This window comes from Ruegeria sp. AG1, from assembly GCF_056541705.1.
Genome location: NZ_JBQFYU010000003.1, coordinates 268,099 through 283,064, shown reverse-complemented (window position 1 = coordinate 283,064; position 14,966 = coordinate 268,099). Strand labels below are relative to the sequence as shown.

The following is a 14,966-nucleotide window of genomic DNA, read 5'->3' as shown; positions in this document are numbered from 1 at the left end:
TCCTTAACTTGCCACGGCGTTCGAGGCCGAGGCAGCCTGTATCAGGTTTTCAGTGGTCAGTTCGGTACCGGTCAATTCGCGCACGATCTGACCTTGGCTGAAGACAATGGCGCGGTGGCAGATGGCGGCGACTTCTTCGAAGTCGGTTGAAACGACGATGATGCCAACGCCGTCTTCCATCGCGCGATTCAAGAGCGCGTAGATTTCCGCTTTGGCCCCAACATCGACACCCGCGGTCGGGTCTTCGCAGATCAACAGCTTGCGTTTGGTTTCAAGCCAACGCCCGATGACAACTTTTTGTTGGTTCCCGCCCGACAGGCTCTCAATCGTCATGCTCTGATCATTGGGAGACAAGGCCACATCGGCACCGATCCGCGCGGCGCTCTCTGTCTCGGCCCTGTGACCCATGAACGATAGCAATGACCGCCCGATTGCTGCCGGATTCAGGAACGTGTTCTCGCGGATGGTCAGTGACATGGCGACCGATTCCTCGGTTCTGTCCCGCGCCACCAAGCCGATCCCAGACGCCATCGCGGTCTGCGGAGAGCTCAGATCAGGCGTTGCACCATGCAGGGTTATCTGGCCACTAAACCCTTCCGACCCGAACAGCGCACGAGAGACATTTTCATGACCTGCCCCGCGCAGCCCGACAAGCCCGACGATTTCATTCGTCTGCAACTTGAAACTGACGTTATGCGCTGCTTCTATGTTCAGGCCAGACACCTCAAGCAGCGTTGCACCCGGAGGTGTGTCTGGTTTCATCACCTGCCGAGTCTTGCGACCGACGATCATGTAAACCAGTTCTTCGGGTGTGGTGTGGTCGATGCTGCGAAGGCCAACCATCTCGCCGTCTCGCAGCACGGCAACCCGGTCGGCGATCTGGAAAATCTCATCCAGCCGATGCGACACGTAGATCATGCCGACGCCTTGTTCCTTCAGGGGGCGCAACGCTTCGAACAGCCGCTCGACCTCATCCGCTGGTAGCGATGCGGTTGGTTCATCCAGCACCAGATAGTCACAATCCACGGCCAAAGCACGGGCAATCGCGACCAGAGACTTCTCGGTCCGCGACAAATCCTGGACCCGTGTGGTCGGGTCGAATTCGCACCCCACCTTGTCCAGCGCATCTTGCGCAAAGCTCTCTACGGATTTCCAATTAATCAAACCGCTTTTTCGGGAATAGCCCAGAGCCAGCGCAATGTTCTCGGCCACGGTCATCCATTCGATCATGCCAAGATCCTGGTGGATAAAGGCAACGGACTGGCGCTCACCAAACCCACCCGGGCGATGTTCGTAGGGCTCACCGTTGATCAGAACCCGCCCTTCATCTGCTTTGTGAATGCCGCCAAGGATTTTGATGAGGGTCGATTTGCCCGCGCCGTTTTCGCCCAGCAGCGCGACAATCTCACCGCGCTCGACATTCAGAGACACGTCGCGCAACGCATAGGTGCCTCCAAAATGCTTCTTTATCCCGTCAAAGAACAGATTGTTTTGTGCAGTGCCGGGCACGGCAGTCTCCTCCTGGACCTGGGTGACCCTGATGCTCCTCAACATCGTATTGAGTTACCCGTAACGTTACGCTAGCATTCGCGCAGACCCGGCTATTGTCAATAAAAAAGAGTTACCCGTAACGTAAATGAGCAGTGAAACTGAAAAATCAAGCAAAAACAATAAAGTAAGCCTTGCTGAGGTGGCAAAGGCTGCGGGCGTGTCGAAGATGACAGCCAGCCGAGTCCTGCGCGATGAAGGTGGGTTTTCGGAAAAAACGCGCGCCAAGGTCATGGCCGAAGTGGACAGGTTGGGCTACCTGCCGAATCGCTTGGCGACCGTTTTCGCGGGTGACAAAAAGTCTACGTTCGTCGGGGTCAGCATCCCTGAACTGGGCAACGAAATCTTCGCGCAGGTTCTGGAAGGCATCGACCGAAAACTCGGTGCGTTTGGGCATCAGACTGTACTCGGCCTCACCGAGCACGAAATCGACCATGAGGAAAAATGGATCGAGACCGTGCTGTCCTGGCAACCTGCCGGGCTGATAATTACCGGTCGCTCGCACAGCCAAAAAGCCATCCAAATGCTGCGTGGTGCAGGTATCCCGCTGGTCGAAATCTGGGATTTCAATTCAAGCCCGTTGGACATGTGTGTGGGGCTGAACCACTTTGACAGCGGCTATAGCATGGGTCGCTATCTGGCGGGAATGGAGTATCAAAAATTCGGTTATGTCGGCACTTCGCATGACGTGGCAAATGCCGCAACCGCACGCCTCAACGGCTTTTCCAAGGCCATCGAGGATGCAAACGGGCGGCTGGAAAAGCAACTGCTGTTGAAGGACACCCCTGGCTTCTATACCGGATTTTACGGCACCGAGCAGCTGCTTGCCTCCCACCGCGATATCGAAGTTGTTTTCTACCAGAATGACAATATGGCGATTGGCGGGCTTCACTATGCTCAAAAAATCGGATTGAGCGTCCCGAACGACATTGGGATTGCCGGATGGGGCGACTTGCCAATTTCAGCGATTCAACCTTATCGGCTGACTTCGATTGCAGTACCCCACCTAAAAATCGGCCAGATCGCTGCGGAATTGGTACTGGCCCAAATCAACGGCGAACCAGCCAAGTCCACGACGGATGTCGGATTTCGGCTTATTCCCGGTAGTACGGTTAGAAATCCGGGCTCGATGGGTAAATTGCTAGGCGACACATAGGTGGCGCAAGGACCCTGCACCAACCGTTCCTCAGCTCACTCTAGGCATCGAGTGTTCGAATTGGACGCAGCAAGGCTGGCTGTTCCAAGAAATATTCGCCGAAGTTGAGAACTTGCTTTTCGGGAGAGCATTCATTTTGCGGACGATACCTCATATTGAACGTCATTGTTGACAGGCAGATTGACCAGCATACATCCCAAGGCCGGCTCCAGCCGCCGTAGAAATGGTCTTACCCGTTCCACCACCGAACCGGTTCCCGACCACTCCGCCAAGTGCGGCACCGCCCAGTATACCCGCCGTACAACGAGCATCGTTTTGCGCTTGAGCCTGAGTTGGTGTTGTTGGCGCTCCGCATGCCGCCAGAAGCAATGAACTACCAAATATGCTGGCCAGCACTACCTTCTTCATATTGATCGCCTCTCAATTTACGAAATGAGTTACCGAGTGAGGTGGTCTGTGGGTGGCTATCTTGCAATGCCTAGTCCCCGGAATTAACAAGGCGCTAACCCGATTTTAATGAACGCAACTTAGGACTTCAGTTACTGCTCTCATAGCCTATAAGCTTCAGTTAGTTTTTGAAATTTTAGTCGCGACGTTGAAGTCTCACGAAAGCCTTTCAATTCCTTTCGGCCCATAGCTGCCATTTGCTTGACCAGGTGGATGCTACAACGCAGCCCTCAGAGTAGATATCCGCTGCGACTGCTAAGCCCACGCTGAATAAACCTTACGAACGTCGAACCAAGCGGCCATCGTGCGTATTTCAGCCGATAACCGCCGTCTGAATTTTCAGCGCCGTATTCAAGTAAGACATAGTCGCTCGCTGAGAGCGAGATTAGCCCCACTGCGGCATGAATGCTTCGGAGTATCGCCCACCAAACCCACCCTTCGGTAGGATTGCGGCGGAAGATTGATCTGTTGCTTCAAGAAAGCACCGCAACATGGAACTAAAACATTCGGGTTCCACTTTGTTCAAACGTTTTGAAAAATAATTCGATCCTAAAAACACCAATCCTAAGTATTTTCGCCAGGTTCGTAAGGGTACTATTGGCAGCGCCAGCATGACAGGTAGTATCTTCGGATCGAAAAAGCGCGCGACAACACGTTTTCGCCCATCTGGCGCCAGAGACAGCTTTCTCAAGCGTTGTCTATAAGACTCAATTGCTTTCTACCGTCTCCTCTTTTACTCAGCCGATCCAACTACAGTATAGAAGCCGCTGCCTGACCCAGTGCGGAAACCGGCACCACGTCACCAGTTGCAACAAGGCTAAGATGCTCCCATGGGTCGTCATAGCAAGGGTCCATCACTTTTTCATCTTCAACATCGCGCAGGGCGCCAACGTTGTCGAACGCATTTCCAATACGATTTTCTACAAAAAACGGGGCACGCTTCAACGGCGGACAGTCGCTGCAAATCCAAAGTAGGTTTTCCAACTCGCAGACCGACCATATCCAAGCGGTCAGCGTGGTATTGCCCCCGCTCATCTTCGGCCGACGCCAGAGAGCGGCGACGCCCGACGAGGCCAATACTATATTCCGTATCAATTTGAGTGGGGCTTTCACAAAAAGCGCAGCACTTGTGAACCATTTCCGCAATCTCGGATCGAATTTCGAAACTCTCATCCAACCATTCGGTCGAAGGCGGGCACCGTGTTCAACCCTTGGGCAGGCTCAACTTGACTGACTTGCGCTCCTTCTCTCTTGCCTGGTTGGTACGTTTCGAAAACAGAGTCCTTAGCGCCAGAATCTATGATCGATCAATAGACCGCATTTAGGCGTCTTTTTGTAAAATCTGCAGTGCTTCCCGCAACCTACCCATATAATGTGGCATGTCGACAGCTTCGGTCTCGCTGTCTTTTTTCAACGCCCGGTAATTGTGGTATGAAACGAACGAACGCTTGCGCTCCGGGACTACCTGTCCGTCCGGCACGAACTTGGGTAGAACCGCGAAGTCAAGTATACCTGTGATAGTCGCGCCAGCCTTTTCAAGCCCAAAAGTAGACCCAATTGGACCCGAGTTCAAATCCCGGGCCAGAATGTGTTTTTCGTCGGAAAAAAGATTAGTCTACCACGTTAACGCAAACAGCGCGGCGTAATGTGGAGTGCGCCGGTCAATAGATCTGCGACCGTCTTCATTCGAGTGACTCAGAAAATGCAGCTTGATTACTCCATCATATTCCAATGTATGTGGGCAGGTCGGCGGGGCCCGTCGTGTTTGGCGGAGCCGGAGAGCCTCGTGGCTTTCAGCCACCAAAAACTCTGCATTGGTCAGAAGTGATCCAAGATTCACAAGGTCCGTTTTGTTCCAGGAAGTTCCTTGCTTCTTTGCCTCTGCCAAAGTTTTCGCTTTTCGCGCCTGATTGGCGTCGCTAACCAGTGTTTTGTTTCTAAGCCCTTCGCGTAACATTTGCTCCAGACGGTCGCGTTCAAGTTGTCCGTACAGTTCCTTGCGCTAAACAGGGTTGAACTTTGCGTGCAGCATTTAAAGGTGATCGTAGACAACGATTGTTCCCAATGAATGAGGCACAATAGCAATTCGGTCATGCTCTTTCGACTGAATAAGCCCGTCCAGAAAATCCACATCGCACTGCCTAAAGTCGTGTCGTTTAGCTAAGTTGGACGGTATGGCTTTGGCATAGCGGACCACGTCAAAAAAGTGTTTGATCAGCGCCTTTGAAACAAAGATTGACGCCAAAGCACCGACAATGGAGGAAACAACTTTGAATCTCAGGCCGTAGTCAAAGAGCCCCGATAGCATGAAGGCCAAATCAAACAATGTGGTAGCCCACAGCGCAATACAAGTTTGGAAAACCTTACGCGGAACGCGTGTCCAAGGGTTGCAAAGTAACAGATCTTGGATCCAGGTCTACACCTGTTCTCAAATCGACCCTTCTGCAAAGTGCACCTTGAAACATTCGAAAAACTGTCTCGTTGCCTATGCGGTCAGCTTCCGTAGTAATACGTCGAAGCTCAATTAAACTGTTCCTACTGTCCGTTTTGACCAAGGCGAGTTTTGTTCATGCGTTTTGCCAGTATTGGGTCGGGCATAACCGGGTCGATCAAAGTAGCATCAGCGGCTCACGCCAGCTGCACGAAAGAACTCAACGTCTCAATGGGAATCTGCTCTCTCATGCCAAGCATGACAAAAAATGCTCGCTTCATGCTAAGTCACTGGATGTCTATACGTCCATAACACATGCTAGCACCACGGCCATAGACCTCAAAGATAATTTGAAGAATCTAAATTCAGTCAGCAGGAAAGTGCGATCTCCAACCCAGTGAACTATTTTCTAGGACTTGCGCGAAACCGAATCAGCGCTTTCGCCGAGCAACTCATTTGTTTGAACGAAACGGGTCTTCGCTGCAGTTTGGGAACTTGGTTTCAAAGTAAGCATTTAGTGTCAGCAACCAACCTTCCGGCTCAACTGCAAAACGCTTCGTCTCCGAAGAGGATTGAAGCCGCGGTCCAGACCCTTTTTCCAGCACCCAAAGAGCGAGGGCCATGTCGTCTCTGGTTCTTCCTTTAGTTTCATAGAACTCGCCTACGGCGGTGCGAGCTCGCTGAAATGGCATTTTCACCCACACTATTCCTAGTCAGGAACTGGTGTCACACAACACTTTTCGTAGCCCAATAAGCAGGCTCTATATTCAGATTTGTTCTCGTATTCACTAATCGCCCATGCATTTGATCTAAGAATTTGCGTAATTGCGAGCGGCGAACAGACTCTGGTGAGCAGTGGGTAAAAACGGTCAAAAACACACCCACTTCACTCTTGAAACAGAAGAACCTAAAGTTGCTAAAACAGAAAAATCCGCTATAATCCTTGGCGTTTTATTTTGAGCCGCGCATTTGCGGCCCGCCGATTGGCGTACTTCCATAATCCATTTTGATCGAGAGCGCTATGACCAATGATATTTCGGGGATGTGGAGTTTCCGCAGCCTTTTGAACAATCCGTACCCTGCCGTTCCTTTTGGCAATCTCGCTGTTGGCCTCGGTACGCTTGAGTTCAACGTTTGTGACCTCGAATTGACCGGCACTCTTGGCGGTGAGGTGTGGGAATTGGGCCTCAATGGCATGGTGACGACGGGCACCTTGCCCATGCGTCGCGGATGGGGTGTGTCGACACCGGGAGTGAAGCATTGGTTTATGAAAACCTCGAGTAAATCACTACTGATTGGCCTGTTGGCGTGGATCAAGTCGACACGAGCATCAGTTTGGTCATTCTCTCAGAAGCACGTTCCGGCGGTCAAGCAACAGCTGGTTTCACAGAGACTATTTCCGCCGCCATCGCATACGCGGGATCTATTTTTGACATTTATTTTAGGGAGATAGACCATGTTCACGCGCCAAAATGTCTATGAAATAGCAGATGATTGGGCCGACCCGGTTCTGTGGTATGCACGCGGGATCAAAGCAATGCAGGCCCGCCCACTGGACGATATCACATCATGGAAATTCTACGGTGCCATTCACGGCTATTTGCGGGTGTTGTGGGACATTCAGGGCATCACTAGCGCAGGTGAAGCAGAACCAACCCAGGCCGACATCGACACCTATATCAACCAGTGTCAGCACCAAAGCTGGTTCTTTCTTCCTTGGCATCGCGGCTACCTGTTGGCGCTCGAACAGATGATACGAAACGAGATTCAGGTTTTGGGCGGCCCCCACGACACTTGGGCCCTACCTTATTGGAACTATCTGGAAGTAGGGCGCGGTCAGATCCCCCCGGCCTTTCGCTCTCCCGCATGGCCTGATGGCGCGGATGACAATCCCTTGTTTGTGCCGCAACGTTGGGGGCCGATGGCCTTGGACCCAATGTATGAACCTGCAACCGAGATAAGCTTGAACCCCATGTCAGATCGTGAATTTTCTGGCCCCGGTAATGGCGGAAGTACTGGGTTTGGAGGGCCACCGACGTCTTTCAATTGGTCGGGCGGCGAAAATGGTGGGGCAGAATGGCAACCCCACAACACTGTACACGTACGCATCGGTGCGCAAAGCCCAACAGACTTCCTCCCACTTCCGCCGCCAAACCACGAAATTCCTATCCCAGGCTTGATGAGCGATCCGCGCACGGCGGCTTTGGACCCGATCTTTTGGCTGCACCATTGCAACATCGACCGCTTGTGGGAAAGCTGGAACAGCTTTCCACCTGGCAAACCTCAGATCAACCCAAACGATTGGCGCAATCCCAGTGGAGCGAACTGGAACGATGGACCCGCCGCACAGGGTGACCGCGCCTTTGCGATGCCGCGGCCAGATGGGACGCAATGGACCTTTGCGCCGGGCGAGATGGTTAGCCTTGTGGACTTACAGTACGAGTACGATGATCTGACACCTGGCCCCGATATACCTGCGGACACGTTGTCGGACCGGGTGGCGCGTCTTGGGCTCGACGCCACAGCGGTCGCAATGACAGGAGCTTTGACGATGACCTCGAACTCAAGTGAAAAAACAGTCGAGATGATCGGTTCAGGGTCTGCCAAAGTGACGTTTGCTGGCACCACGACTCAGCGCAGCGGCGTCATGCTGGATACGCCTTCGATGACGCGATTGACCTCGACTTTAACAGGCTCAGTGGAAACACCCAGTCTTCCAGATCGAGTGTTTCTAAACCTAGAAAATGTACGATCAAAATCGGATGCGGTGGTATTCAAGGTCTATGTCGGTCTGGCCGAAGGAATGGATCCCACGGATGCACCTGAGAATCTTGCAGGCACCGTATCGCTGTTTGGCAGCGCGCTGGCTAGCGATCCCGAAGATCTCCACGCGGGCAACGGGATCACTCACGTACTCGAGATCACTGACATTGTCGACCGACTACATCTGGAAGGCGCATTGGGCGTGAATGAATTGAGCGTTGATCTTGTGCCCGCAGGCGACGTTCCAGTCGGAGCCGGGGTAGAGATTGGCAATATCAGTCTCTACCGTCAAAGCCAATGACACCAACCGTACCTTTCCACTGGAGCCTTGCGACCCTGGCTTGGGGTGTGATCCTGGCCAGCAGCGGGCCTCTTGGGTTGCTACCGGTTATGTGCACTGGGGCATTAATCACTGGTCTGCCCAGCAGTGCGGAAGTGTCCTATTCGTTGTCTTGGATACCGCCTGAGCATTTGGCAGCTAGCTGGGTTTTGATGGTGGTGGCAATGATGTTGCCTTTGGCTGGGCCTGCCCTGAACCACATACGCACCCGAAGCCTTAGCCGCGATCAAACACGTGCCACAGCGGGATTTTTGTTGGGCTATCTAGGCGTTTGGATGCTGTCAGGTGTCGCTCTTGTCATTGTTGCAATTCTGATCATAGTGGTCACTCCGTCACCCATGGTCGCAGGAGCGCTGGCGTTGACGCTGACTTTGGCATGGCAGGTGACCCACTGGAAGCAAAAGACGTTAAACGCCTGCCACGCCCGCCCACCGCTCTCCCGCTATGGTCAAACACCTATTGGCCGGTCTGTAAGTTTTGGCACAGCTTACAGCCTTTGGTGCGTGGCAAGCTGTGCGCCCTTGATGGTCGTCGCCATGGTCGTCTCCGGCCAAAGCCCGGTGTGGATGTTAGTCGCTGCGTTGTGGATTTGGGCCGAACGGGTCGAAGCTCCACAAAAACCGGCGTTTGGGTTCCGTTTGCCTTTGCGCGCAGTGCGCGCTGGTCTGCATCAAATACGCCGACTAAGGGTTGTAGCATGAAACAAGGATCACGGTTATGGATATAAAATTCGCCGTGACCTTGACCTCGGAAGGTCGAACCGAGGCTGCGCGCGAAGCGATCACCGCTTATTTCGCAGATCATGACATCGCGCTGACCGGAGGGGGCCTTACAACCCTATCCTATGTCGCATCTGCGGCGGCGTTTGATGTGGTTTTCGGTACGGATCTAACTAACCTGAACCAAGATTCGCGACCGGCTGACGCGATTGGCGGCGGCATCGGCCCCGACATCAAAGTCACCCCACCTGACGCCATCGCCCCTTATGTTGACGCGCTTTCGATCGCGCCACCGGCACGGCGCATGACCGGCGGGCTCTAGCATTCCGGAACTGCCCGCCTTTTAACTGACCACCGCAGGGTATTTTCCCTGCTTTATTGCAAGGAGAAATTTTCATGAACAAATCACGTTCCCAAAGACACACACGTCGCAAGGCGTCCGACACGGTCCGCGTCGCCATTACCCTTCCCGGCGCGGGCAGCAACGTCGGACCTGTACGGTTTTCCGGCGCGATGACTCCAGCAGCACTGAGCGACATGCGCCCGGATGAAGCCCATGTCAAAAAGACCATCGAGCAACTGAAAAAGATGGGCTTCGAGGTCACAGGAGCCGGGAAGATGTCGATCACTGCAAGATGCACGCGCAAGCAATATGAGGCAATCTTTGGTACCAAGCTTTCGCGCCATGAACTGCCCTTTTCTGACGGGCAAAAATGCCAGTCGAACGCCTTCTACTTCCCCGGAGACGACGCATCGTGGAACCCTGACGCGACGCTCAGTGAGATGATCGACGACGCTTACATCCAATGGCCACATATCTACATGAACACGATTTTTCCCGGCACAACCTCTGGCCTACCGCCCACGGTTGGGTATCACCATCTGCGCGTGCCGGGTGACCTGACTATGCTGTTGAATGCGGACGCTGCGCAGCGTCAGGGGCTGACGGGCAAAGGTGTGCGTGTTGCGATGATCGACAGCGGCTTTGCCATGGACCACGCCTATTTCACTGAACATGGGTACAATACCCAAACCGTGCTGGCACCGGGTGCAACAGATATCGATCTGGATGGCAACGGGCATGGCACAGCGGAATCTGCCAACGTCCTGGCGCTAGCCCCGCAATGTGAGTTCACTGGCGTCAAGCTCGACAATGAGAACTTCCCAGCAAATGGTGCGACCATCCTCGAAGGGCTGCAAACCGCGATGCAGCATAACCCGCACATCATTTCGGTCAGTCTGGGGTACGACATGTGTCCAGTTAACCCATTGACCGGCGCTCGGACAAGCAACACGCACCTGACGTCGCTACCCAACAATCTCAAAGCGCTAGAGGCTGAAATTCAAGCGATCACAGCAGCAGGTACGATCATCGTCTTTTCAGCTGGCAACGGGCATGTCGCCTTTCCGGGCATGATGCCCGAGGTGATATCGGCCGGTGGTGTTTTTGTGGCTCAGGATGGTGCGATGCAAGCCTCCGACTATGCCAGCGCTTTTGACTCCGCCATCTATCCCGGGCGCGCGGTACCCGATGTCTGTGGTCTGGTGGGGTTGGCGAACAATGGGGCGAAATACATTATGCTGCCTTTGCAACCCGGCTGTGAGATTGACCGCCAGAACAACGACGGCACCGGTATCAATGATGGCTGGGCAGTGATCAGCGGGACATCTGCCGCGGCGCCGCAACTGGCTGGCGCGATTGCTTTATTGTTGGAAAAGAACCCCGGTCTCACGACCAGCGATCTCAAGCAAGCCTTTGATCAAAGCAGCCGGGATATTGTTGCAGGCACCGCTAACCCGGCAAGCAACGCAAATATGGGCGGCAAACAGGCCGCTCCCGGGCGCGATGGCGCGACAGGCCCAGGGCTGTTGGATGTAGGTGCTGCCTTGAGTGTGATCTGAGGCTGGGGGCAAAGCCTCTACATTTTGAAAGAGGGTTGGGTGAAGTGGAAAACGAGCTGTGTTATTCGACATGCCATGCCACTTCTTCGCCACCTTCCAATCAACTGACAGCCGCGACGATGAAACGGTGCACAGGTTAAAAACTAGGACAACTGCTTGCGCAGCATCCACTGACCGGCCAAAGGCGGCAAGGCAACGGGCACGCACTATTCGTTCCCTATTAATGGCCGTCGATAGCTCATATCTATCTAAATCAACCGTTTTTGATGTGCGACCTTTCATATCAGTCATTTGCTGCAAATGCAGCCCTTGGGACTTGTTGCCCCTTACCCAGGCCACCAAGCAGACATTCGCCGCGAGTGCAGCTCTGTCGAAATCAACGACGGCTTTGTGTTGGAACCTTAACACAATCGCTTAGTGGATATCTGCAACGTCAATAGTTGAAACCTTGGTGCCGCCGTAGTTACCGTAGGCCATGCCCTTTACTTCGAACGGCACCCCGGTGGACGTCACACGCAGTTAGAGATCTTTGCAGCGTGACTAGAGATAAAGCGTCCTGAATATTGTCGATTCTTGCTGAGGAGCTTTAAGAAGCGGGCGTGCCAGAATCCAAAGCTAGGTTACCAGATCTTTTTTTGACGAAGCCGGAATTGCAAAATACTGACCGTTTTCTAAAACCAACTTTGATGTTGGCGCTGCCGTTTGTGCTATCGTTATGACGTACTACTAGTACGAATAGGTTACCGGACAGAAATTTCATAGAAAAAGGTTCTTCGATCTATACTCGAAGCACCCAAATATGATCGAAAAACTTGATCTTTTCAAACGCGTGGCAAACGGGGTTAAGCATGCCAATCCAAGAATAGAGACTAGGAAGCAAACAAGGTTTTCGTCGACCTTCAGTAGTAGTTTCGTTCGACCTACGAGTATTGTTCAGGATGACAGCTCTATTGCGTCAATTGACCATCTTCTTGAGCCTCTGATTAAGTTTTGGAGGCGGTAACGAAACTTTTGTTGGCGAAGTTGAGCCTCTCAAACGTTTTCCTGGCAGATAAATAGACTCTATAGAGGCGCGTAGACTAAACCGAGTATGGGGCCATAGAGCGAAACTGCCTAAAAAGTGCCGCTCGGTTTGCGGCCATAAGCACGCTTTGGTGTCGTTTTGTTCTAGGAATATGGTTCTCAGGTAAAGACGATCTTTTGAGTCAGTGGCGTGGGTATGCGCACGAAGTAGTCTGATTCTAAACATTTTTTGAATCGTCAATCCAAGATCGTGTCGAACGTGAACAAGGTCGGGGCCAGAATCTAGGGCTGGAAAAAGTAACATACCTCTCTCAATTGTATGACTCAGTTAAAAAAACGTCCGAAGCCTCTATTGACCGCATAGAGGCGAATGTAGAAACGCCAGCTGGATCCGGCATATTTGGGAAACGCAATCCAGGAAAGACACTCGAGGCGATTTAAAACATGCACCTGGCCAAGAACCTCGCTTTCTCAGAGGAAGAAGAGTATAGAATTTTTCTGATTGGCAGACCCGAGGGTTGGGAGAGAGGGACTTTCAGGTAAATTGGTGGCCTCAACTCGCTTAAAGTGGAGTTGGATATCGACATGATAGGCTCTCTTGGCAAATTGTTCCGGACAGTCAGAGTTTTCACACAGCCTTTCCGCTTTGCCGACGGGTCGCCATACAGGACCGAAAATTCTGGGTTTTCAAACCTGCAAGCCGTTCAAGAAGCGGAGAATATCCGCGATGAGCCCAAGGGCCATACTCTGCACGTTCAACGCTGGTCAGCTTGACGAGGTAAAGCGCCAATCGTTTGCCGGGCGAAATTTGAACATAGGCGCGAAGCCATCCTCATGCTATTTTTAGGATGGATTTGTAGGACGGGACGCTGTTGGATCGCCAGCACTCAAAAGAGATTGACCGTGTCTTAAGCGGGTTCGATACGGGGCGCGACCGACTTGTCGCGGATAGCTGGCAGCGATGTGTTGAAACCTATGGTATGGATCCCTCACGACAGGAACCTGCGCACATCCTAACTTACACCAAATTCCGTGAACATCTGGAACAATCCGAACGTCTGATCGCAACGGCGCGCTCGGGACTGCAATCGCTGTTTGCGCAGGTGGCAGGGCAGAACTACGTCCTGCTGCTTGCGGATGCAGATGGCGTCTGCGTCGATTTCTTTGGCGACCGGAACTTCGAGGACGAGCTCAGAACTGCGGGTCTTCATCTGGGTTTCAAGTGGACGGAAGAGTTGGCAGGAACGAACGGAGTGGGGTCGTGCATTGTTACAGGTCAGCCAGTGACTATCCATCAGGGCGATCATTTTTCGATCACGCATACGCCGCTGTCTTGCACGGCAGCGCCTATTTTTGACACCAAAGGAGCTCTTGCGGCTGTTCTGGATGTGTCATTGTTGCGTGGACCCTCACCAAAGGCGTCGCAGAATCTGGCCATGACATTGGTGACGAACTCCGCCCGTCGCGTCGAAATGGCAAACCTGATGGCATCGACCCGGCGAGATTGGGTCCTGCGCTTTTCAGCCAGCCCCGAGTTTCTTGAGGTCGATCCCGAAGCGGCGGTTGCAGTGGACGGAGGCGGCAAGATCATCGGTATGACCTCGGGGGCCCGACGTGCGCTGGACCCGGACAGTTCGGGCCACCTGATTGGGTCGCAATTGCAGGACTGGCTTGAAATCAGCGTTGATGACATGCCCGAGTTCATGCGCGGCAGACCGTCCGAAGACCGCGTTCTACACCTCAAGGATGGGCGCGCGCTCTATGGTCATGCCGTTGCGCCACAGACGCCGCAGATGACGGCAGCTCTGCGCAAACGGGAAAAGGTTCTGCCTGGTGCCCTTGGGAGCTTTGCAGGGCCGGATGCGAGCCTTCAGCAACTTTTGAACAAAGCTGCGCGTCTTGCGCCGACTAATCTGCCGCTTTTGCTGACTGGTGAAAGCGGGACGGGCAAGACCAAGCTGGCGCGCGCGATCCATATGGCTGATCCTGCGACACAGGATTTCCACACCGTGATCTGCTGCGACACGCCAACATTCAATTTCTGCCATGCTATCGAACCCGGCACACTGTTCCTGCGCGGCGTTGAAGACCTGAGCGAGCCTGCGCAGGCCTCTCTTTTGGCAGTGCTTGAGCGGCGGGCTGATCTGAGGATCATCGCGTCATGCCGGCAGCCCCCTGCCGGATTGCAGGGCAGTCTGCGCGAAGATCTGCTGCACCGGATTGCGGGGGCCACAGTGTCTCTGCCGCCTTTGCGCCACCGTGCGGATCTGGATTGGCTGATTGATCGTCTGCTCCGACGGTTTGCCAGACATGATATTCGCCTCTCGACCGCTGCCCGCGCCGACCTGAAATCACGATTGTGGCTCGGCAATATTCGTGAACTGGAACACCTGCTGCAAAGTTCGGTCGCCCTGTGTCAGGACAACATCATCGACTTAACGGATTTGCCCGCCCCGGCACTAGCCCCTACGCAAAAGCAGGACTCAGATGATCTGGAAGCACTTCTGCGTGCTTGCGATTGGAACATGTCCCAACTGGCAAGGCGCCTTGGTGTGAACCGATCGACGATCCTGCGCCGTATGCGAAAAGCCGGGCTTAGACCGCCCGCTTAAACGCATATGTACCCGTGTTGCGCCC

General features: G+C 53.6%; 11 protein-coding genes. 7 read left to right on the top strand and 4 right to left on the bottom strand.

All coding sequences use genetic code 11. The features are described from left to right. Positions 1-3: 3 nt before the first annotated feature. Positions 4-1,509: a sugar ABC transporter ATP-binding protein gene (locus ACR0B5_RS05880; RefSeq protein ID WP_480539119.1), complete on the bottom strand. Its 1,506-nt coding sequence runs from the start codon at positions 1,507-1,509 to the stop codon at positions 4-6. A gap of 127 nt (positions 1,510-1,636) precedes the next feature. On the opposite strand from ACR0B5_RS05880, the gene ACR0B5_RS05875 reads away from it, so the two are divergent. Next, on the top strand, positions 1,637-2,704 hold the full coding sequence (locus ACR0B5_RS05875; protein WP_480539117.1) for a LacI family DNA-binding transcriptional regulator: 1,068 nt from the start codon (positions 1,637-1,639) through the stop codon (positions 2,702-2,704). Between the two features lie 162 nt (positions 2,705-2,866). Here the strand turns inward: ACR0B5_RS05875 and ACR0B5_RS05870 are convergent, their stop codons facing one another. The 3 genes from ACR0B5_RS05870 to ACR0B5_RS05860 form a co-directional block, all read right to left on the bottom strand. After that, complete coding sequence (locus ACR0B5_RS05870) at positions 2,867-3,112, bottom strand: glycine zipper 2TM domain-containing protein (protein WP_480539115.1); 246 nt, start codon at positions 3,110-3,112, stop codon at positions 2,867-2,869. Positions 3,113-3,901: 789 nt separating this feature from the next. Next, positions 3,902-4,186, bottom strand: a complete 285-nt coding sequence (locus tag ACR0B5_RS05865; protein ID WP_480539113.1) for a hypothetical protein — start codon at positions 4,184-4,186, stop codon at positions 3,902-3,904. Positions 4,187-5,183: 997 nt separating this feature from the next. After that, positions 5,184-5,477: a hypothetical protein gene (locus ACR0B5_RS05860; protein ID WP_480539111.1), complete on the bottom strand. Its 294-nt coding sequence runs from the start codon at positions 5,475-5,477 to the stop codon at positions 5,184-5,186. Between the two features lie 1,126 nt (positions 5,478-6,603). Between ACR0B5_RS05860 and ACR0B5_RS05855 the strand changes: the two genes are divergently transcribed. From ACR0B5_RS05855 to ACR0B5_RS05830, 6 genes are all read left to right on the top strand, one after another. After that, complete coding sequence (locus ACR0B5_RS05855; RefSeq protein ID WP_480539109.1) at positions 6,604-7,035, top strand: hypothetical protein; 432 nt, start codon at positions 6,604-6,606, stop codon at positions 7,033-7,035. A gap of 3 nt (positions 7,036-7,038) precedes the next feature. Then, a complete protein-coding gene (locus tag ACR0B5_RS05850) occupies positions 7,039-8,646 on the top strand; it encodes a tyrosinase family protein (protein WP_480539107.1) in 1,608 nt (535 codons plus the stop codon). Further along, positions 8,643-9,386, top strand: a complete 744-nt coding sequence (locus tag ACR0B5_RS05845; protein ID WP_480539105.1) for a copper chaperone — start codon at positions 8,643-8,645, stop codon at positions 9,384-9,386. Before ACR0B5_RS05850 ends, ACR0B5_RS05845 begins: the two co-directional genes overlap by 4 nt. A 16-nt stretch (positions 9,387-9,402) precedes the next feature. Then, on the top strand, positions 9,403-9,726 hold the full coding sequence (locus tag ACR0B5_RS05840; RefSeq protein WP_480539103.1) for a hypothetical protein: 324 nt from the start codon (positions 9,403-9,405) through the stop codon (positions 9,724-9,726). Positions 9,727-9,800: 74 nt separating this feature from the next. Further along, entirely contained in the window at positions 9,801-11,306 is a 1,506-nt protein-coding gene (locus ACR0B5_RS05835) for a S8 family serine peptidase (protein ID WP_480539101.1), read from the top strand. A gap of 1,895 nt (positions 11,307-13,201) precedes the next feature. Then, complete coding sequence (locus tag ACR0B5_RS05830; protein ID WP_480539099.1) at positions 13,202-14,941, top strand: sigma-54-dependent Fis family transcriptional regulator; 1,740 nt, start codon at positions 13,202-13,204, stop codon at positions 14,939-14,941. Positions 14,942-14,966: the final 25 nt, after the last annotated feature.

Coding starts and splice junctions, on each gene's coding strand:
- ACR0B5_RS05875 (WP_480539117.1), top strand. CDS start 1,637: ATGAGCAGTGAAACTGAAAAATCAAGCAAAAACAATAAAGTAAGCCTT.
- ACR0B5_RS05870 (WP_480539115.1), bottom strand. CDS start 3,112: ATGAAGAAGGTAGTGCTGGCCAGCATATTTGGTAGTTCATTGCTTCTG.
- ACR0B5_RS05865 (WP_480539113.1), bottom strand. CDS start 4,186: ATGAGCGGGGGCAATACCACGCTGACCGCTTGGATATGGTCGGTCTGC.
- ACR0B5_RS05855 (WP_480539109.1), top strand. CDS start 6,604: ATGACCAATGATATTTCGGGGATGTGGAGTTTCCGCAGCCTTTTGAAC.
- ACR0B5_RS05850 (WP_480539107.1), top strand. CDS start 7,039: ATGTTCACGCGCCAAAATGTCTATGAAATAGCAGATGATTGGGCCGAC.
- ACR0B5_RS05845 (WP_480539105.1), top strand. CDS start 8,643: ATGACACCAACCGTACCTTTCCACTGGAGCCTTGCGACCCTGGCTTGG.
- ACR0B5_RS05840 (WP_480539103.1), top strand. CDS start 9,403: ATGGATATAAAATTCGCCGTGACCTTGACCTCGGAAGGTCGAACCGAG.
- ACR0B5_RS05835 (WP_480539101.1), top strand. CDS start 9,801: ATGAACAAATCACGTTCCCAAAGACACACACGTCGCAAGGCGTCCGAC.